The 19,879-nt window shown below is 41.1% G+C and carries 13 protein-coding genes and 5 pseudogenes; 9 read left to right on the top strand and 9 right to left on the bottom strand.

Going from position 1 to position 19,879, the window contains the following annotated elements; all coding sequences use genetic code 11:
* Positions 1-306: 306 nt before the first annotated feature.
* The 4 genes from O9290_RS17565 to O9290_RS17580 form a co-directional block, all read right to left on the bottom strand.
* On the bottom strand, positions 307-3,093 hold the full coding sequence (locus O9290_RS17565) for a cation-translocating P-type ATPase (protein ID WP_288059884.1): 2,787 nt from the start codon (positions 3,091-3,093) through the stop codon (positions 307-309).
* 223 nt (positions 3,094-3,316) lie between these two features.
* Positions 3,317-4,423 carry a hybrid sensor histidine kinase/response regulator gene (locus O9290_RS17570; protein ID WP_043999005.1) on the bottom strand — a complete coding sequence of 369 codons (1,107 nt, stop codon included), beginning with the start codon at positions 4,421-4,423 and terminating at the stop codon, positions 3,317-3,319.
* Positions 4,424-4,788: 365 nt separating this feature from the next.
* Positions 4,789-5,298 (bottom strand): DUF4164 family protein, encoded by a 510-nt coding sequence (locus O9290_RS17575; RefSeq protein WP_288059883.1) that lies wholly within the window; start codon positions 5,296-5,298, stop codon positions 4,789-4,791.
* Positions 5,299-5,351: 53 nt separating this feature from the next.
* Positions 5,352-6,911 carry a hypothetical protein gene (locus tag O9290_RS17580; RefSeq protein WP_288059882.1) on the bottom strand — a complete coding sequence of 520 codons (1,560 nt, stop codon included), beginning with the start codon at positions 6,909-6,911 and terminating at the stop codon, positions 5,352-5,354.
* A gap of 419 nt (positions 6,912-7,330) precedes the next feature.
* Between O9290_RS17580 and O9290_RS17585 the strand changes: the two genes are divergently transcribed.
* On the top strand, positions 7,331-7,822 hold the full coding sequence (locus tag O9290_RS17585) for a hypothetical protein (protein ID WP_002758540.1): 492 nt from the start codon (positions 7,331-7,333) through the stop codon (positions 7,820-7,822).
* On the opposite strand, the gene O9290_RS17590 is transcribed toward O9290_RS17585, so the two are convergent.
* Entirely contained in the window at positions 7,819-8,853 is a 1,035-nt protein-coding gene (locus tag O9290_RS17590) for a M42 family metallopeptidase (protein WP_288059881.1), read from the bottom strand. The two genes, O9290_RS17585 and O9290_RS17590, sit on opposite strands and share 4 nt — an antisense overlap.
* Here O9290_RS17590 and O9290_RS17595 point away from each other — a divergent pair.
* Positions 8,839-8,964: a hypothetical protein gene (locus tag O9290_RS17595; protein ID WP_256378303.1), complete on the top strand. Its 126-nt coding sequence runs from the start codon at positions 8,839-8,841 to the stop codon at positions 8,962-8,964. The two genes, O9290_RS17590 and O9290_RS17595, sit on opposite strands and share 15 nt — an antisense overlap.
* A 3-nt stretch (positions 8,965-8,967) precedes the next feature.
* On the opposite strand, the gene O9290_RS17600 is transcribed toward O9290_RS17595, so the two are convergent.
* Positions 8,968-10,305 carry a helix-hairpin-helix domain-containing protein gene (locus O9290_RS17600; RefSeq protein ID WP_288059880.1) on the bottom strand — a complete coding sequence of 446 codons (1,338 nt, stop codon included), beginning with the start codon at positions 10,303-10,305 and terminating at the stop codon, positions 8,968-8,970.
* 605 nt (positions 10,306-10,910) lie between these two features.
* Here O9290_RS17600 and O9290_RS17610 point away from each other — a divergent pair.
* The 5 genes and pseudogenes from O9290_RS17610 (at position 10,911) to O9290_RS28235 (ending at position 13,782) form a co-directional block, all read left to right on the top strand.
* Positions 10,911-11,180, top strand: a complete 270-nt coding sequence (locus tag O9290_RS17610) for a hypothetical protein (protein ID WP_002758535.1) — start codon at positions 10,911-10,913, stop codon at positions 11,178-11,180.
* 611 nt (positions 11,181-11,791) lie between these two features.
* Positions 11,792-12,452, top strand: a pseudogene (locus tag O9290_RS17615) (IS1/IS1595 family N-terminal zinc-binding domain-containing protein).
* 182 nt (positions 12,453-12,634) lie between these two features.
* Positions 12,635-12,923: pseudogene (locus tag O9290_RS17620) on the top strand (IS1 family transposase); the annotation flags it as partial.
* A gap of 310 nt (positions 12,924-13,233) precedes the next feature.
* The gene (locus O9290_RS17625; RefSeq protein WP_288087338.1) at positions 13,234-13,515 is read left to right on the top strand and encodes a hypothetical protein; all 282 of its coding nucleotides are present in this window, start codon (positions 13,234-13,236) and stop codon (positions 13,513-13,515) included.
* Between the two features lies 1 nt (position 13,516).
* Positions 13,517-13,782, top strand: a pseudogene (locus O9290_RS28235) (type II toxin-antitoxin system RelE family toxin).
* Between the two features lie 328 nt (positions 13,783-14,110).
* Here O9290_RS28235 and O9290_RS17635 read toward each other — a convergent pair.
* Positions 14,111-15,625 (bottom strand): annotated as a pseudogene (locus O9290_RS17635) (NACHT domain-containing protein); the annotation flags it as partial.
* A 78-nt stretch (positions 15,626-15,703) separates the two neighbouring features.
* Here O9290_RS17635 and O9290_RS17640 point away from each other — a divergent pair.
* Both O9290_RS17640 and O9290_RS17645 read left to right on the top strand, forming a co-directional pair.
* Complete coding sequence (locus O9290_RS17640; RefSeq protein ID WP_288087340.1) at positions 15,704-16,702, top strand: IS630-like element ISMae24 family transposase; 999 nt, start codon at positions 15,704-15,706, stop codon at positions 16,700-16,702.
* A complete protein-coding gene (locus tag O9290_RS17645; RefSeq protein WP_288087342.1) occupies positions 16,695-17,630 on the top strand; it encodes a P-loop NTPase fold protein in 936 nt (311 codons plus the stop codon). The genes O9290_RS17640 and O9290_RS17645 overlap by 8 nt, the downstream gene beginning before the upstream one ends.
* A gap of 386 nt (positions 17,631-18,016) precedes the next feature.
* Here O9290_RS17645 and O9290_RS17650 read toward each other — a convergent pair whose 3' ends face one another.
* Both O9290_RS17650 and O9290_RS17655 read right to left on the bottom strand, forming a co-directional pair.
* Entirely contained in the window at positions 18,017-19,531 is a 1,515-nt protein-coding gene (locus O9290_RS17650; RefSeq protein WP_288087344.1) for a GMC oxidoreductase, read from the bottom strand.
* Between the two features lie 228 nt (positions 19,532-19,759).
* Positions 19,760-19,879: pseudogene (locus O9290_RS17655) on the bottom strand (IS630 family transposase); the annotation flags it as partial.

A 19,879-nucleotide genomic window follows, 5' to 3' on the forward strand; every position in this document is an offset into this window, starting at 1 on the left:
CAGTTTTTAATAGTAAGCCAAATCGCAATCAGCTAGAGAACTGGAATTTCACGGCCAAGCCACTAAGCCTTAAAAGTATTGCTAAGTAGGTAGGCGTTAAAAATTATCAGATACCCCCCTTATTAAGGGGGGACTAAGGGGGGATCGAACCTAAAATCGATTTTTAATTTAATTATAACCAGCTACTTATGCAAAAATCTTAGCCGAAAAAGCCAAACTACGGTTTTCCCAGTGGATGGGGTTTATCAGTTATCAGATTTGAGTTTTCAATTCACTGTTTACTGAACAATGAAAAAAACTCCCTGATTATCGCCGATGATACCAACGGGTAAATAATTTTTCTAACTCTACCCAAACGAATAACAAGGTACTAAATCCCAAACAGATTAATAATTCTTCTTTAGTTAAAAATTGAGTGCCGAAAAAATCCCGCAGGGCAGGAACATAGATTAACATCAGTTGAAAAATTGTCGTCAGGGTTACTGCTACCCAGAGATAGGGATTAGTCAAAGGATTCATTTCTATGGTAAGATGATCGCTCGATCGCACGGAAATGGCATGACCCATTTGAGCTAAACAGAGAGTAGTAAAAACCATAGTTTTCCATGAACCAGTATTACCAAAAAGTGGATCCAAGCGCACAGCGATCAACATTTGAGTGATATTAATAATCGAAAAAATAATCCCAATTCTCACGATATAACTGCCCAAACCGCGAGCAAAAATACTTTCTTGGGGACTAAAAGGAGGGCGACGCATAATATTAGGAGAAGCGGGTTCCACTGCCAAAGCTAAAGCAGGTAAACCATCAGTAACTAAATTCATCCAGAGAATTTGTAGGGGAGTTAGGGGAGTAACTAAACCCAAAAGAGGCGAAGCAGCGATAGTAATCACTTCCCCGATATTACTGCCGAGAATATATTTAATAAAACTGCGAATATTGTTATAAACCACTCGCCCTTCTTCCGTGGCAGCGACGATGGTGGCAAAATTATCATCAAGGAGAATCATATCACTAGCCTCTTTGGTGACATCGGTGCCAGCGATTCCCATGGCAATACCTATATCTGCTTGTTTCAAGGCCGGAGCATCATTCACCCCATCTCCGGTCATAGCAACAAATTTACCCTTTTTTTGCAAGGCGCGGACAATAGTTAATTTATGTTCGGGGGAGACACGGGCATAGATGTTAGTTTTGTCAATGATGTTTTCTAGCTGAATTGGTGATAATTTATCTAATTCTCGCCCTGAGATGACTAAAGCTCCCGCTTGGGCAATACCAAGACTTTTAGCCACCGCTAGAGCGGTTAATTGATGATCACCGGTGATCATGATTGGACGGATTCCCGCTTCTCGACACCTAGCCACGGCGATTTGTACCTCCGGTCGCGCTGCGTCGATCATACCGACCATTCCTAACCAAATTAGGGCATCTTCGCTGATTTCAGTTGATTCTGGCGGATAAATCAGGTTTTTGTAGGCTAATCCTAAGACTCGTAAACCCCTGTTAGCCATAGCATTGTTAGCGACTAAGACTTTTTCTTTTTCCCTATCCCCAAAAGGAAGACTTTCTAATCCCGATTGGTAGGAGAGACATTGTTCAAGGATTAATTCCGGGGAACCTTTGGTAAATAGTACGCGATTGACTCCTTGACAAATGACCGACATTCGCTTTCTTTGAGAAGAAAAGGGGATTTCAGCGATTCTAGGGAACTCTTGCTTGGTTAGGGATAAATTTAAGCCCGCTTTCGCCCCTAAAACTAATAAGGCTCCTTCCGTGGGATCGCCTAAAATGCTATCGTGACCGTTATCGAGGTTTAAACTGGCATCGTTGCAGAGGATACTGGCAATTAAAAGATGATGTAATTCTAGATCGGTTTTGGGATCGATCGCCCGTTGCTCGGTGTCTAAAAATTGTCCTTTTGGGCTATATCCTTCCCCAGTAACTAAAAAACTGCGATTAACTGTCTCTATCTCCCGCACGGTCATTTTATTTTCCGTTAGCGTCCCGGTTTTGTCGGAACAGATCACATTAACGGAACCAAGGGTTTCTACTGCCGGCAGTTTACGAATCAAGGCCTGACGTTTGACCATGCGTTGGGTACCTAGGGCGAGCGTTAGGGTGATAACTGCGGGTAATCCTTCGGGAACGACGGCTACTGCCATACTAAGGGAAACTTCCACTAATTCCTCTAGGGCCGACCAACCGGCATTGATCAGGCCGATGGTAATAGTTAGGGCCACTAGAATGAGAGAACCAGCAACAAGGACATTACCCAAGTGAGTCATTCTTTTTTGGAGAGGAGTGGGTTCATTGCCGACTGTTGCTAACATTTGAGCGATTTTGCCTAATTCCGTTGTCATCCCCGTATTGGTAACGATGACCTTGGCCCGGCCTTGCAGTACCTCTGTTCCGGTAAAGACAAAATTTAAGCGATCGCCGAGGGGAGTATCTCTGTCTAAGGGGTCAATGGAGGCGGATTTATTAACACTATTTGCCTCTCCTGTCAAGGCCGATTCGCGAATTTGCAGGTTAAAAGCTTCGATAATTTGGCCGTCGGCACTGATTTGGGTTCCCGCTTCAATCAGCATGATGTCCCCGGGGACGAGATTAACCGCGTCTATTTCTCTGCGTTGACCCTCGCGAATAACATTAACTTGGGGAGAGGAAAGTTTTTTTAAAGCGGCCAGAGCTTTTTCGGCGCGACTTTCTTGCAGATAGCCGAGGATGCCATTGAGGATGACAATTGTTAAAATAGCGATCGTATCTTTGAAGGGAACACCAATTTTAGCCAGATGACCGCGCTGTAATGCTAGTAAATCTAGTCCCCCAGAAATTATGGCCACGGCAATTAAGAGCAGGAGCATAATATTGGTAAACTGATCTAGGAGAATTTGCCAATTACTGCGCCCTGGACGTTCTTGTAGTTCATTTTTGCCATAATATTTAATTTTTTGGGCGATTTGCTCCCTATTGAGGCCATTAACAGCCGAACTACCGAGGATAGATAGGGTGGTTTCCACCGGATAGGTATGCCAAGGTTGTTGCAAGTTAAGGCTAGAATGGGCAGAATAGTCGGCATTAGCGGCCATGGCAAGTGAAGATAGTTGATCTAAATAGATCTTAGCCCTTTCTTTCCCCGGTAACAGGAAAAAACAAATGTTTAAACTGGCTCTTCCTGCTCATAGACAGTCTTAACGAGTAATGTAGATAAGTAGCTGGTTATAATTAAATTGAAGATAGATCCACCCTTAATCCCCCCTTGATAAGGGGGGTGTCTGAAAGTTTTTAACATCTACCTACTTAGTCAACAGCTTAGTAGGGCAAAGTAAACCAAAATTGTGAACCTTTTTCGTCATTATTCATAATGCCAATTTCGCCCCCGTGAGCATGGATAATTTGACGACATAGATATAAACCTAGTCCTAAACTAATCTGATGATTATTATTGCCTCGTTGATAGCGATCAAATAATTTTTTTCTCTGGGTTTCGCTAATTCCCACCCCATTATCGGCAATACTACACCGGAGATAATTGCCCTCTAGTCTAGCGGATAAAGTGATAATTATCCCCTGGGGATTGTGTTTAAGGGCATTGGCTAATAAATTCTCAAAAACTCGCCAGAGATGGTGAGCATCGGCATTAACTAAGGGTAAATCGGGGGGAAAATTATTAATTAAAGTTGCTTGATTTTCCTTTAATCTTAACTCCCATTCCTGACTGATCTGTTGACCAATTTCGTAGAGAGATAAAGGCTTTAGTTCTAGGGAAACTCCCCAAAGATCATTTTGTCGGGTTTCGACGAGAGAATCAATTAAAGTTAATTGTCGATCGCAACTGTTGGCCATCTGTTGTAAAATCTTCTGGGATACTTCTTTAGTTTCTCCCTGAGAATTTTTAATTAAATTATTTAAGATCATTGACATCCCGATCACGGGATTGCGGAGATCGTGAGAGACGGCATGAAGATAAATTTCTAAAGTTTCCTCAGTTTTTTGACGTTCTTTAATTTCGTTTTGGAGTTGTTTTTTTTGACGGCAAATAGTTAATTGATTTTCGATGCGGGCCATCACTTCTTCCCCTTGAAAAGGTTTAGAAATGTAATCGACACCTCCCACTTGAAAAGCTTTGACTTTATCTAAGACATCATCAAGAGCGCTGATAAAAATCACGGGAATTTCTCTGGTTTTTTCATCAGCTTTTAACTGTTCACAAACTTGATAACCATTGAGATCGGGCATATTAATATCGAGGAGGATCAGATCGGGAATTAGCGATCGCACTGTATTCAGGGCCATCTGTCCATTAATCGCTTTGCGTACCTGATAGCCCTTCTCGGTGAGCATAATCGACAATAGCCGCACATTATTGGGCAAATCATCGACAATTAAGACACTAGGGCGCAGTGTGAGTTGAGTCATGCCGGTTATCTTATAACTCAAACTATTTAAATAGGGTTTGCTGAATAATGGTAAAACCCTTTTAAAATAAGGCTTTTGACCTGTTAAAATCCGATGTTCATGCCGCGAAAATCGGATTGGGACCTTCAAAAACCTTGCATTATCCTTCTTGTAGTACAAAAATGGTACGAAAAGAGAGGGCAACAAAGCCTGAAACGACCGACGACCGGCTACTGACGACCGACTCCTAACCCCACCAACAAACTTTTTCAGCAAACCCTAAATAAAGTGTATAAAAAAAACAGGGGCTTGCCGAAAAAGTTTTTCCTGGGGGCAGCGTGTCGGGTGGGACAAGCGAGAAAGTCTCGTTACTCTACAGCGAGCGACTAGGGATTGTTGCCCATAAAAAAAGCACGGAACCCCACAGCAATCAAGGAACCACTCAAAAGAGTTATTAATGTCCAAATTTGGTTACTTTGGGTTCCTTCCACCTTGATCAGTCGATTATCCATACTATCGACTTTCTCTGTTAAAGTTGCTAGTCCTATCTTGACATCGGTGACATTTTTCTGTAGGGTTTCTAGCTTTTGCTCGACATTTTTCTGTAAAGTTTCTAGCTTTTGATCAAACCTTTTTTCGAGATTATCTAGCTTTTGCTCGAAACTTTTTTCGAGATTGTCTAGCTTTTGATCAAACCTTTTTTCGAGATTATCTAGCTTTTGCTCGAAACTTTTTTCGAGATTGTCTAGCTTTTGCTCAAACCTTTTTTCGAGATTGTCTAGCTTTTGCTCAACATCTTTCTGGAAGGTGTCTAGCTTTCGATCAACACCTTTAATACTATCTTTAATTTCCTTAAGGACAGATTCCAGGGAATAGGTAACGGTTTCTGCTGTCATTGCGGTTAACTCCTATCAGTCGAGAGATAATGTAATTATCGATAAAAATCCTCTTAATTCTCCACTTGATTTTTTTGGGAAAATCTCGCATCATCTTCCAATTTGTCGCTGATTTCCGGCAGTTTTAGCAATATTCCAGCGAATAACCAATAGTAAACAGAAACAGGCTCGACGGAGAGAGGATAATAGTAGGGGTTATAGCTAATAAAAAGTATAAAAATCCAGATACAGAGACCCCAATGCTTTAAAGCAGCATTTTTTACTTTTAAATAGGCTTTAAAGGTGAGAATACAGAGAATTGTCACCAGTGCCATAAAAGCGATAAAACCGATGATACCGATTTCGTGGACGAGTTTAGCGTAGTAGGTTTCAATTAGTCTTATCCCTTCTTCTCCCGCTACATGAAGAGCGCCACTGCTGGCTCTGCCTAAACCAAAACCAAAAAGCTGTACATATCTGAAGCTCAACTGCATTTGATTGCCTACAAAGTCAATGGGAGACGAATATAGCCAGCGACCGATAAAATTTAGCCCTCTTTCCTGAATAAAGGGAATTAACGTCACCGCGAGCAGGGAAATCAGTCCCAAGATTCCCAATTTTAATGGTAACTTTCGTTTACTTTTGCTAGTAACAATAAAAAGAACCAAGTAAAACAAAGGTACTAGCAAAAAAGGTAATCTTTGTCCAGAAACCAGAGTCGCAAGCAAGACTAAAACCATGGCCACCCAACCAGCGACGCGCCATCTTTTTTGCGGATCACTAAAACTGGCCGCGTAACTGATGACGCTACTAGATACTAAAAACCAACCCCATTGCCAAGGATCGGAAAATGTGCCGGGGAGACGAATTAAGCCTCGATCGGGATTATACAACAATGAACCGCCGACAAAACATTGAGCTTTCAAGGTGGCTTTTTCGGTAATATCCGGATAAAATTGGCTGTCAGATTTCGGGACACGGACTTCGAGTTGATTGAGGAATTCATTGTCAGGACAGATACCTTGGACGAGTAAGAAGTATTGAATTAGAGCTAAACCGCAACAGACTAAGATCATCACGATTAAAACTCGGTTAACCATGAATAAATCTCGTTTTTGCTCGATTAAATAGTACCCACAGAGAACTAGGGGAATATAACTGAGGAGGATTTTTAATCCCACAATTCCCACAGCAATTGCTCCTTGGGGCAGATTGACAAAAAGAAAAGTTATCAAGCTGCTGGCAAGTAAAATCAAAGCTGTGATGAGAAAAGGCTTGATTTTGGGGCGTAATTGTTTAAAAGTTTTTGTTTTAATTAAAATTGCCGCTAAAGCGGCGAAATAAAAGGCATCCTTGGCGATTTTGTAGAGAGAATATGATGGCTCTATGCCAATAAAGTTGCCCACTACTTGAAAAACTCTCACCACAGACAAAGCGAAGGTATTACTCAGGGGAAGATAGATGATTAGGGCTAATAATCCCAGACGGGGATGGATGAAAGAGGCGACCATGGCAGGAACTGCCAGAATTCCTAATAAGGCCGCTTTTTCGTCAAATACAACCCCTAAGACTAGACTAATTATTGTAGTGGCGATCACTAATATAATTAGCAACAGGGGATTAATCTCTTTCATACCGTGCGGGTTGAACAGGTTTAGCAGAAAGTGTACCGGATTTTTGCCGAGATTCTCATTCTCAATGGCGGAGGTGGGGAGCTTTTCAGTGATCAGTAAACAGTGAACAGTAAACAGTAATCAAGTGAGGTTCTTTTTGTTTGTGTTAGGCAATAGACGGGGTTATAAGAGATGAAACCCTTATATAGAAAGACATTTGGCGATTTTTGTCAATTGTTTTCCATCTAGAACGAACTAATCAATTAAGTCTCTTGCCAGATAAGGATGTAGTCTATTTATGCCACCCGATCAAACCATACCAAGTAACGAAGAACCATCAGTGAACTGAAAACTCACATCTGATACTGATCAAAGTTTCCTCTTGCTTCTTACCTCTTGCTATACTTATGTAAAATTTTATTTATCTCGATCTTGACTCCGTGGCCGAAAATCTTTCTTTTCAAGACCTTTATCAAGCTGGAATCAGTGCTTTTGAGCGTGGACAATATCGTCTTAGTGTCCAGCAATTAAATGCGGCTTTAGCCTTAATTTCCTTAGGCTCCCGAGAAGGGGGTGAGATTCAAATTTGGTTAATTTCTGCCCATCAAGGGTTAGGAGAGGGGGAGAAAGCTAGTGAAATCTGTAGGCAACTTATTACCCATCCTATCTATCAAATTCGCGAACAGGCCAAGCGTCTGCTTTATATTATCGAAGCTCCCCGTCTCAAACGCCCAGATGAGTGGATGACGAAGATTCCCGATTTAGAGAAACTTCCCGATAGTACACCGCAATTTAAAAAGGGGACAAATAAACAGAAAAAAGAAGAATCCCCCGCACCCATGCAGTTAGAGCAGCATAAAAATACTGTTTTTAGCGGACTGGCGATCGCTATTGTTCTATTGATGCTCTGGTTTTTTGCTAAAAATAGCTAAATTAGTTGACAATAAACTTCTAATATGCTAATGCAGTTAGCTATGGCTCCTAAATGGGCGATTTCATAACCGTGGGTGTTTTGGGTGGGAAAACCTAAGCAAGCGGCCTTAGCTATATGACCGAATTTCATGGCGATGGAGGCATCGCTACCAAAACCACTAATAATGGCTAATTGCAGCGGTATTCCCGCCTTTTCGGCCGCGGTTCGTAATTCTTGATTTAATTGCTCATCATAGATACCGTAACCATCCTGAGACAATAACACAGGACTGCTGCCATCCTTAATCGGATATTCAGGAGCGAGGGGACAGATTTCTAGGGCAATTAAAGCATCTAAGCGGTTATTTGCGGTAAAAAATAAGGCCCCTAATGCTCCTACCTCCTCCTTAGCTGAGGCAACCAGATATATATCCACCGCGGGGTTAATTACTCTGGCCGCTAATGCTAAAAGAATCGCCACGGAAGCCTTATTATCAAGGGTATAACTGGCAATGTAGTCTTTTAGTCGCAAGGGTTGTTTTCGGTGTTTTCCCACCACGACTCGACTACCGACGCGCACCCCGCAAGCGTCTAATTCTTCTGGAGTCAATTTCGTCTCTATCCATGCGGATTCCCAGGTGACGGGAGTGTTTTCCTGCTGTACTTTTTGCGGAGATTGATGGGAAATATGACGGGAACCAAAGGAGAGAATTCCCGATCTGGTTTCCCTATCACCGATAATATCCACCACTCCCTCTCCGTAAATCCAAGGAAAAGCTCCCCCAAGTTGGCGAATTTGCAGAGTACCATCGGGATTAATTGCTTTGATAATAGCACCAATTTCGTCTTTATGACCAGTAATAGCAATTTTTTTGGTCGAATCTCGTCCTCTAATTTTGCCGATGACATTTCCCGCTTGATCTTGCCATGTTTCTAATCCTAACTCTTGAAAGCGTTCTAGTAAAAAGCGATCGATTTCCGTTTCCATCCCACTAGGAGAATGATGGAGGACAAGAGTGGCAATAGTGTCAAAGAGGTGATCAAAATCCATATTTGTCTTGATTTGTGGGTCGAAAGAGAATTATTATCGAAACCGGAAATCGAAAAGGTTTTACAGGAACAATATTGGCGCAGCCATGGCTCTTGGGTGATTGCCAGTTAGCATTTAATGATTAATCAGAGGTGCAGAATTAGCCAGAAAACCCGCAACTTTCAGAGACTCTAGCACCGAATTGTCATCCTCTACCCAATAGTTTTGTCCTAAACGCACAAATTGACGCTGAGTTCCCGCACCAATGGTGGCAATAACGGGAACTTTTGCCTTTTGTTTGTCTCCCGATTGCAGAATACTTTTGAGAAGATTTTGACGATTTTGGTTGACGACATCTTGCAGCGATAAATTAACCATCACCATTTTAATGGTTTCGATCGGTTCCGCATCTTCGATAATTAATTGTACCCGATCATCTCGGCGATCAACTTTTCCCCACACCATTAAAGTTGCTTCCTCCACTAATAATTTTTGCAGACGTTCGTAGGTATCGGAAAAAACCACCGCTTCCGATTGTCCCGAGGCATCTTCTAGGGTTAAAAATGCCATCGGAGTCCCTTTTTTGGTCATAATTTTCTTAACGGCATTTAATAAGACAATTGCACTAACTTTTTTTCTGGTTTTGTGTTCTTCTAAGTCAGCTAAATTGATAGGAGATAGGACTTGAGCGGCTCTTTGTAAAGCTTTTAAAGGATGTTCGGAAACATAAAAACCTAAATGTTCTTTTTCCAGTTTTAACTTTTCCTGTAGGGAAAAATCTTCTACTGCGGTGGCACTGGGAGACTGTTCAAACTCGGATTCTTGTTTATTTTCTGTGTTACCTCCTAGCATATCAAAAATATTCATTTGACCACTTTCTTTCTCTTTGGTGCGTTTTTGCGCCCAAGCAACTACTAATTCTAAATCTTCAATTAATTGATGGCGATTGGGTTGAATTTTATCAAAAGCACCACAATAAATTAGCGTTTCTAAAGCTCTTTTGTTGACCAATCGCAAATCAACACGCTCGCAAAAATCCCCTAAGGAAGTAAACTTTCCTCCTGTTGCTTCCCGGGCTTTTAAAATAGCCTCGATCGCATTTTCGCCCAGATTTCTAACTGCGGACAAACCAAAGAGAATTTTGCGTCCAATCGGGGTAAAATGTTTTTGCGATCGATTGATGTCGGGAGGTTCGACATCGATATTCATTTTCTGACAGTTTTCTCGATACTTTTCCACCTTATCCTGATTATCGCTACTAGCAGTTAGTAACGCTGTCATATATTCCACAGGATAATTAGCTTTTAAATAAGCGGTTTGATAGGTGACGTAAGCATAAGCGGTAGAGTGAGATTTATTAAAACAATTGGAGGCAATTAACCCGTTGCCCAGCAAAAAATTATGATCTTTCTCCACACCAATATCGTAAACGGGTTTTCTTCCCAAGGATTGACGACTGATAATTTTAACCATATTAGTAACTCAACTCTCCAGAGATTTTTGTAACGGGGGTAATGGAAATATGGCATTTCTTTGCCAAATCAGGCCGCCAAAGTCCCAAAAATGGCTCTCTTATTCCTTGTAACATAAGTTTAACTTATATAAGAGCGATCAATCTTTGTGTCCTTTGTGTCCTTGTGGTTCTTTCTACTAGCTCGCCAGCAGGACTGTATCTTAGAATACATTTTACCCACCAAACCTAAGAGAGCCAAAAAATTACCATATATATTGATACCTAAAGTGTATATCCTACCTACTATAGGTTACGATCAATGTTAACCGAGGAGAAAAAAACAGAAAAACTAGACTTCTTGAATGGGGTTAGCTGCGGCCGTTTGCCACAAGGTTTAAGACACCTGTAAACAGCTTTTACTAATTTCTTGGCTGGTCGTACAAAATTTGGTTAAAGGGGAGCAACGCAAAGCGGGGCAAAATGCAGCCGTTAGGATAGCAAAGAAACCTTGCCACTGACGGCAAAGGCCTATATTTTACCTTGACGAGAGGTCGGCGCTCGGTAGTTCACCCATTGTGTTATAATCCTGGTCAAGCTATCAAGGGATTTGAAAAGGAGTAACACCATGAGTCTATCTTCAGAAGCCTATCGCCAAGCCCTCGTGCGGGATGGAGAACGGCGCTATCAGGAATGGCACCAAAATTATCACAACCAATGCCGTCAATCAACGGCTGAATACCAAGCTCGTTCTGCCCAACAACGTCCAACAAAGCCTTGGATTTCCTCGGAAGCCTACCGCCAATTTTTAGTCAAAGATGGGGAGCGGCGTTTTGCGGAATGGCATGGCGAGTTTTTAGACTATCAAAGACAATTTCTGGCCCGTCAATCCACCTAAACGGATGTCAACAAATCCGCATTACAGCAATCTCTGAAAATAGTGGCCAGAGTCCCCGAAAAAATAGCTAATACCAATTTTCAATAGTCCTGGCAGGCATTCTACCACCCCCCCCCTTGCCCACCCGAATTCGGGTAGGCAAGGGGGGGTATCGCATCTCAAAAGCTATTGACAATCGGCTAATTTTGTGATAGGTGTGGGCATTTCAAGTGATACCAGTCAATCAAAATAGTTACGAAATCTTAACATTTAGTCGATTTTTGTTTAACAGTTCAGATGAGAAATTCTACTCAAGTATGCCTGGATCGCCCTCTGGGTAAGCAAATCACACGAGGTTCATTTTGTCAAGGGGTGTTAAGATGTGTTTACCTTACCATGTTGCTTATTCGGTATGAACTGTGTAATATACTTATTACTCTCGGCTCGCAGATCACTATAGATGGTGTTTTGACAACGGATAAAACCTACCCGAAGTCGAATTAGTTCAACTTACGCCAGTACAGGCAGTGGGTGGCTTAATCCAAAAACACCATATGTGGAAAATGAGCGAACCGTCAGTTTATCAATAAAAATAATTGGCTCAAATCAATCCTTAAACCTCTAGCTTGATCATGACTTTTCTGATAAGTATCTCTTTATGGCTCGTGGAGGGCCTGCTCAAATATCAGCCTAGCACGGAGCAAAATCCCCCCACTGGTTTGCCTGTATTTACTTGTCCTAGTTGTGGTTCTCACCATACTATTAAGAACGGTTATATTCCTAAAGGGAAACCCAAACGTCACTGTCAAGAATGTGGTCAACCGTTTGTGATCAATCCCACTAATAAAACTATCTCTCCCGATACCAAGACAATTAATCGATCAACTCTTGCTCGAACGAATTTCCTGACGAGGAATTGCCAGAGTAACAGGGGTAAATTGGTCATGTTTACAAAATTATGTCAACAATAAACTAGCGGCTGTACCCCGTCAAGTAAAGGTTTCGGACAAACCAAAAGGTAAATTGCTCATAGAATGTGATGAGATGTGCCCTTTTGTTTTTTCTAAGACGATAAAGGTCTATATTTGGCGGTTAATTGATAGAAAGACAAGGGAACTTATTGGTGGTCATTTAGGATATAGGAGCCGCCAATCAGCTAAAAAACCTTGGCCAAGTTTACCCAGTGTTTACCGACAATGTGCTGTTACTTACACTCATTTTTGGGAGTCCTATAAGACAGTAATTCCGAGTAAACGTCATCGAGAGGTAGAGCCAAGAAACTGGTCAAAGTAATCCCCTTGGAAGACTTAATAATACCTTTCGACCAAGGATTTCTCTGCTGGTGAGAGAGAGCCTATCTTTCTCTAAAAAAATGGAGAATCACCTTGGGGAGTCCTTTGGTATTTTATCCATGACTACAATCCACAGCAAAGCAAAGCATTAAGGCTCCATCACCACTACCGAATCACCACCCAGAAAAATCAAAAGGCAAATTAGTCATAGAGTGTGATGAAATGTAGTCATTGGTTTTTTTTAAGACGATAAAGGTTTATATTTGGCGGTTAATTGATAGAAAGACAGGGGAAATTATTGGCGGCTATGCGCGGAGATAGGAGTCGCCAATCAGCCAAAAAACTTTGGGGCCAGTTTACCCGGTGTTTACCGACAATGTGCTGTTACTTACACTGATTTTTGGAAGTCATATAAGACAGTAATTCCGAGTAAACGTCATCGAGCGGTAGGAAAAGAAACTGGTCAAACTAATCCCATTGTAAAGACTTAATAATACCTTTCGACCAAGGATTTCTCTGTTGGTGAGAGAGAGTCTATCTTTCTCTAAAAAAATGGAGAATCACTTTGGCGCTGCTTGGTAAGCTGAACGGCTTTTACTTCGGATCACCGATATAGACTCCAAAAGGGTTATAGCTGTTGGATCATGCAGGTTAAGCGCCGTTTAGCTTAGTTGGACAAAAATAAAGTTAACTGTGGGGTCAGGAGTCGGTCGTCGGTCGTCGGGAGACGGGATACACGCTAAGATACAAATAATAAACTTGAGAGAAGCACTTGATTAAATATGACTCTAACTGACGTTGAAGTAAATCCCTCGACTCCAGAAGATTTTTTAGATTCTGAAACATTAGTACAGGTCGATTTAATGCAGCAAAAGATTCAACAATATGTACAAACCCTATCAGTAGAAAATTTAAAGATGATTCTAGAATTTGCCGCTTATTTGTCAGATAAAGAAAGTGAAAAGGCAACGCAAGAAATTAGAGCAATCCCGAATATTATGGAACATTTGAAAGAAGCTGAAATGGATTTACAATCAGGTTGCCTCATTGATTGGGAAAGCTGAGATGACTTATAAAGTCCGTTTGACAGCTAAAGCAAATAAAGTTTATTCTGAAGCGGTCCAATCTTAAAAAAGAAGATTGCTAAGTGTTTAAAACTCCTTCAAGAAACACCGAAAAATCACCCTCAAATTAAAGCATTAAAGGGAGAATTTGCTGGGAAGTATCGCTTCCGCGTTGGAGACTATCGGGTTATCTATACCGTTGATGATAGTCAGTCTCAAGTTATCGTCTTGCTGATTGAACATCGCAGTCAAGCTTACCGCCAATAAATAGGGCTTGCTGAATAAATGTGAAATGTAGGCAAGGTAAGGGTTTTGTGGCTTTTCTCGCGAAACGGGTGCAAGATTTTGAGAGAATCGTGCTTCAAAACCTTGCGTCTTCATGGTTCCGCGTCCTGTAGGGGCGAAGCATTCGGACAATAACTTATCGGTGAAACCGTAGATTTTCTATCCGAATGCTTCGCCCGTACTTTTTCAGCAAACCCTATGTTCTATAAAAATGGTAATGCAAGGTTTTTGAAGCTCCCAATCCTCCTAGTGTTAATATTCGCTAATCTCATCCAATTGGAAAGGCAAAATTTGAGAAAAAAAGTAGAAGTTAAGGAACGCGGAGCATTCGTTCTTCGATTTCTTGCCAGACGGTAGGGGAAATATTAACAGCCACTTTTTGGCAGTCGAGAATCAGGCGATTAATATAAAAATAATGCTTGTCTATTTCGCTAATTTCTTGGCGGGTGGATAAATTAAGTAATTCAGGCGTTAAATTAAAAGCAGTATTCGAGATTTTAAATAATTGATAAAAAAATTCTTGATGTTCTTTTCTAGTTGCTTTATCATCAGGAATAATTTGTTTTAAAGCTTCTAAATCAGCGATTAATTGGAAAAAATTAACCCTAGAAACAATTCGATACTGAGCAAATAATTTAACTAACCGGACAAACTCATGAATGAAGTTGAAGGTAAAGAGGATACCAGAGATGTTGTAGGCGATCTCGGGGGCGTAGGCGTAGGCGATGATGATGCTGTGGGTGATGGGGATGCCGATGAGGGTGCCGATGCCGATGACGTTGGGGATGACTTTGGCGTAGGCGATGAAGAGCCAATAGGCGAGCGCTCTTCTTCCTACAGGTTTAATCGGACTATCAACAGAATCTTTAGTCATCTCATCTGCCCATTGCAAAATCGGCACTAATTTTTGACCGAGGGGCGTTGTAAGATAATTATGGGCTTCTTTCTCCATTGCTAATAACAATTTATCGGCTTTCCCTCGCATCAAACCCGCCACTAACAAAAACACCTCTTGCCAACGAGTTTCTGTTACATAATTCTTAACTGCTTCTTCAATCAAATCATTATCATAGATATACTGAGCCGTGAGGTATTCCTGAAGGGTTAAATGAGAAAAAGAATAGATATCTCTCGCCCGCTCTACTAAAATTCCCTGTTCAATTTCAATGGTTTTTAATACTTTTTCTCCGTCCAGATGTTGCGGAGCATTTAAGTTTTGTTTAAGGTGATCTTTAATTTGCTTAACAACTTCTCGTTTTTCTAAAAAAAGTTTATCTGCTACAAAATTCTGATAAGCAATTTCAGATAGCAAAATTTCTTCTTGCTCAATACTGAGATTTTCATAAACTAAACCGCGATTAGGTAAACGTTTTTCGGCTGACCATTTTTCCAATAAAATTCGTAACGCATCTTGATAAAGGCGACTGCGATTTGTGGGAAAAGATTGATTTTCATCATAAACTAAACACAAAAAAGTCAACAATAACGGTGTATGGGCTAACTCTTTTGCACTTTTATACTCCTCCTTTTGCAACAGTTCCCAACAATTTTTAGCCGTCTCATTTTTGCGGTCTAATTCCGAACTAAACCAATGTTCAATAAAACTTTGAATTTGCTGATCATCAAATTCGACAATTTCAATATCGGTAAATCGTCGAAGATGAGTTCTAGCAGCAGTACGACAGGAGAGAATAAAACGATTTTTATGATGCCTATCTACAAAATCTTGAATTTTCTCGATTACATTATTCACATTAGCTGTTGGCACTTCATCCAAACCATCTAATAAAATTAGTAATTCCCCTTTTTCTAGTTTATTGCTAAGTAGTCATGCAAAATTAATTACCCAAATAAAAAATTAAGAAGTATAATACATAAAAAAACGAAGCAGCAGGAAAATACAATGAGATTGATTAGAGACCTAAACCCCGAGAGCCAGAAAATGCTAGAGAGAATTTATCGAGCTAGTAAACATCATCAAGTAAGAGAGCGAGCGAAATGTATACTCTTAAGTTTTCAGGGAACCACGATAGAAGAATTGAGCGGAATATTTGGAGTTACGAGAAAGACCATCTATAATTGGTTGACGGCCTGGGAAGATAGAAAACTAATTGGTTTTTATAATCGTCGAGGAAGAGGTAGAAAACCTAAATTGACAGAAGCACAAGGTCAACAAGTTATTGACTGGGTAAAAGAAGAACCGAAAAGCTTAAAAAAAATCCAGATAAAAATTGTAGAAGAATGGAAATTAACCGTAAGCAAAGACACGATAAAAAGACTCATAAAAAAAATCAACATGAGGTGGAAAAGGGTGAGAAGAGGGGGCGCCAAAACCCCTGATGAGTGGGAGCTTGAGGTCAAACTACCTATTTTAGAAGAACTAAAAAAACAGGAAAAAAGAGGAGAGATTGAGATAGGATATTTGGATGAAATGGGATGGGATTCAAAGCCTTGTATTCCTTACGCTTGGCAAGAAGAAAAAACCACGATAAAGTTACCACCAATTGAAGGTAAAAGACTAAATATTTTAGGAATAATGAAACGAGATAATCAATTATTTTATGAGACACAGGTCGGAACGGTTACTAGCGAGATAGTTATTAATTTTCTGGATAAATATTGCCAAAATATACAGAAAAAAACCGTCATAATAATTGACCAAGCTTCCATTCATACCAGCGAGGCATTTATGGAGAAACTTGAGGAATGGGAAAAGAAAAACTTGAAAATATTTTGGTTGCCCACTTATTCACCTCATTTAAATTTAATTGAAATATTATGGAGATTTTTAAAATATGAATGGATTGAATTTAGCGCCTATAAAGACCGAAAGAGCCTCCTCGCTTACGTTAAAAAAGTGCTGGACAATTTTGGAGGCGAGTATGTAATTAATTTTGCCTAGGTACTTAGATGATTTAGATAGGTGCGAACCTCAAAAAGCAGTCGAAGTATTGCAAGCAATTAAATTATTACTTGATTTTGATACGTTTATTATCTGTCTTGGCATTGATGCCCGAATCATTACTCGTGCGGTAGAAAAGCATTATGCAGAACTTCTCGGCCCAGCAGGGACTTCAGGTTATGAATATCTAGATAAAATTGTTCAGATCCCCTTCCGAATTCCAGAACCCACCTTAGATGAAGTTAAAATATTTATTACTCAACAGCTAGGTGAACCAAAACCTGTTGGTAGAGATCTTCAACCGTTTGAGTTATCGCAAGAAAAGTTTAACCAAGCCTCGATTGAGATTGGGAATTCAGCTATCACGAGTGAATCAGAAATGAAAAGCTCTATGCCTGATGCGTTAGTCCCTTTTACATATGAGGAACTTCAAGCTTTCCATAGCTTTGCTCGTTTTCTGCGACCTAATCCTAGACATCTTAAACGATTAGTGAATGTCTATCGGCTAGTTCGTACTTTGGCCAAATACAAAAATGAATCTCTAATTTTAAATAATCCAGATATTACTATTTGCTGGTTGGTTATGAGTGGGCAATGGCCTTATACAACTTATGCAATTCTTTATTATTTTGAGGAGATGCAAGAACGAAAAGAAGAAGGAAAACTAGCAGATTTTCCAGAAAGAGACCCTTTAATATATCTTTTTCAAAAAGTCAGCTTTCAGATAACACAGGATCAGGACGCTTTAAGTAAACAACGAAGACTAGATTATGATCCAGATCTATTACGAATGCTATTACAGAGTCAGGAGGGACGCTTATCATGGAAAAGCTTGGAAGTAATACGTCAATATACTGTCAATTTCAATCCCGCAGTTGGAGTTGAGTTGAAAATGGAATTACCAGTAAAATTTCTAGACGATGATTAGCAAACCATGTAACTTTGCAAAAGCGACAACCACCTAACAACCCCAATGCACACCGACCGACGAAAGGTTATCGGTTAGAGTTCAAGGTTATCTGCGGCGGGTGATTGGGAACGTTAGCCGTAGGGTGCGTTCCCTGATGTCACTCCTAATGCTCTAGCGATCGATTTTAAGGAACGCACCATGCACAACTATCCCCCAATAGCGATCGCTAAATAAATCCCACAGCATCCCGGATATTCTGCGCCGGACGCTGTGGGTGCTGATGCCTTTAAATTTAGCCCTGCCCGTCCGCGAAACCCGCAAATTTAAGTTTTGCTTGTAGTCCCTTAGATTGGTAGGATAGAGCGGCGATCGGTCACGAAATATTCAGAGCATTGTTGATTCTTTTAACCCAAATGGTCGGAAAGTCTTAAAGCCAATCCTGCCAGAGCGAGTACGGGGTTAGCGGCGGTGCTGATGGGCATAACGGACATATCGCAAACGTATAGTCCCGTAGTGCCTCGAACTTTCAGGTCTTCATCGACAACCGAATCGTTATTGAAATTGGCATTACGGTTAGCTTTCCAGGGCATCCGCAAAGTGCCGCAGGCGTGGTGAACAGTACCCCACCCAAAAGGCCATTGTTTACCGTCGCCCTCGCCATATTCTCCTGTGTTGAAGTTCACGTCGTTGAACTCGGCAAAAATGCGATTTCTTGTTTGATTAAGTAGAGCGAAAAACTCATTTTTGCTTTTATTCCAGCCTGCAAGAGCCGGGAAACGAGAACCCAACAAATCATCTAGATTTGAAAAACGTTTGAAGCGGATTTCGGGCGTGTAGTTATCGTTAGCGTGGGAGAAAATGCCATTCTCATCATCGAGACAGTTTCCAAAGCTAAACTTGATGTCAACACGGGTTCTGCTAGTATCGTCAACCACGGGTTCGGCAGAAGGATCGTTGTTTCTCAGATGCCAATATTCATGATTAACATTCATTTCTATATTGAAGGGGTAGATCACTTGACCGTTAGCATCTCGATTTCCCCGCGAGTAGAAGATAATTTTAGCGTGGTCTTGACGACTGAGGGGAATTAGTGAAGCGTTTCTTCCCAGAGACGACACATAGGCTTGGGATTCTCCTGTCACGGGATGGTCGGTTAAGCCAAAACCTACTTGTTTACGAATTCTATCGGGCAGGCTTTGATAGACGGTCGAACGATGGAGTAGTTTCGGGCTTTCCGTAGAACCCGCGGCGATGATTACCTTGGGGGAATAAAAACTGAGCTGCTCTCCCGTAATCGTGTTAGTGGTCTTGACCTCATACCAGTCAAAAGGGACGTTCTGAACCGCTTCTACGAAACTATTCAGTTTGATGAATAGACCCTTCCCGTTTTGATCGACACCAGGGGTCAGTCCAACTTGGTTGATCAGCAGTTCGGCGGTGTTGAACACTCCCGTGGGTTCTGCAAAGAATTGATCTCGTGGTGTGCCGTCGGGGTCGAGATAGGGTTGATGGACGGCGCGAGGTGTTTGTTTTATTTCAAAATCTGAATTAAGAGAACTGGATTGAAAATAGCTCACCAACTTTTTTGCTTTATCCCCCAGCGATGACGATAGATTCATCCTGTCATTAGCCAATCGGAAATACTTCGATTCCAAGTCTTGACGTACATTATCCGGGAAAAACTCCATCTCCCAACTTTGAGCTTGTGGAATCAGTCCCGACCAAAAAATAGAACGCCCGCCAAAACATAATTGGGGTTTAGAGCCGATAAAATGGGAACCGCTAGGTGACTGCTTGAAATTATCTACGCCAAAGTGGGGGGCTACCGAACCGTTAGGGATGCGACTGATATTATAGACATGGGTTGGATAGATGAAGGAGCCGGCATCCAAAACCAGAATGCGATGACTTTGCCCCAATCGATCGGCTAGGTCGTCTGCTAAGATGCCACCTCCTATTCCAGAACCGATGATAAGTAGTCATGCAAAATTAATTACCTGCCCGATCGAGCTAAAACCCTTACGGGGCAATGATCGTCATGTGTAAATAATTTTGCCTAGGTACTTAATGAAGTCAAAATCCTTATTGCTGCCGTCATAATCTCGGATCAAGCGGGTGTGAGCTTGAGGTTTTTCCGTAACTATACTTTAGACGTTCATAATCTGAGATTTATTAAACTTCTGAAATCGTAGAGTCAGCAAGGAATCCAGTTCTTTTTTATGTTTCAAATGGGCATCATTCAAACATTCATAAATGGCTGAAGAAAA

Source organism: Microcystis sp. LE19-41.2A (assembly GCF_027530405.1).
Classification (GTDB): Bacteria; Cyanobacteriota; Cyanobacteriia; order Cyanobacteriales; family Microcystaceae; genus Microcystis; species Microcystis aeruginosa.

Bases quoted from the DNA above. Each gene is read 5' to 3' on its own strand.
- O9290_RS17565 (WP_288059884.1), bottom strand. From the start codon at position 3,093: ATGGCCGCTAATGCCGACTATTCTGCCCATTCTAGCCTTAACTTGCAA.
- O9290_RS17570 (WP_043999005.1), bottom strand. From the start codon at position 4,423: ATGACTCAACTCACACTGCGCCCTAGTGTCTTAATTGTCGATGATTTG.
- O9290_RS17575 (WP_288059883.1), bottom strand. From the start codon at position 5,298: ATGACAGCAGAAACCGTTACCTATTCCCTGGAATCTGTCCTTAAGGAA.
- O9290_RS17580 (WP_288059882.1), bottom strand. From the start codon at position 6,911: ATGAAAGAGATTAATCCCCTGTTGCTAATTATATTAGTGATCGCCACT.
- O9290_RS17590 (WP_288059881.1), bottom strand. From the start codon at position 8,853: ATGGATTTTGATCACCTCTTTGACACTATTGCCACTCTTGTCCTCCAT.
- O9290_RS17600 (WP_288059880.1), bottom strand. From the start codon at position 10,305: ATGGTTAAAATTATCAGTCGTCAATCCTTGGGAAGAAAACCCGTTTAC.
- O9290_RS17610 (WP_002758535.1), top strand. From the start codon at position 10,911: ATGAGTCTATCTTCAGAAGCCTATCGCCAAGCCCTCGTGCGGGATGGA.
- O9290_RS17625 (WP_288087338.1), top strand. From the start codon at position 13,234: ATGACTCTAACTGACGTTGAAGTAAATCCCTCGACTCCAGAAGATTTT.
- O9290_RS17640 (WP_288087340.1), top strand. From the start codon at position 15,704: ATGAGATTGATTAGAGACCTAAACCCCGAGAGCCAGAAAATGCTAGAG.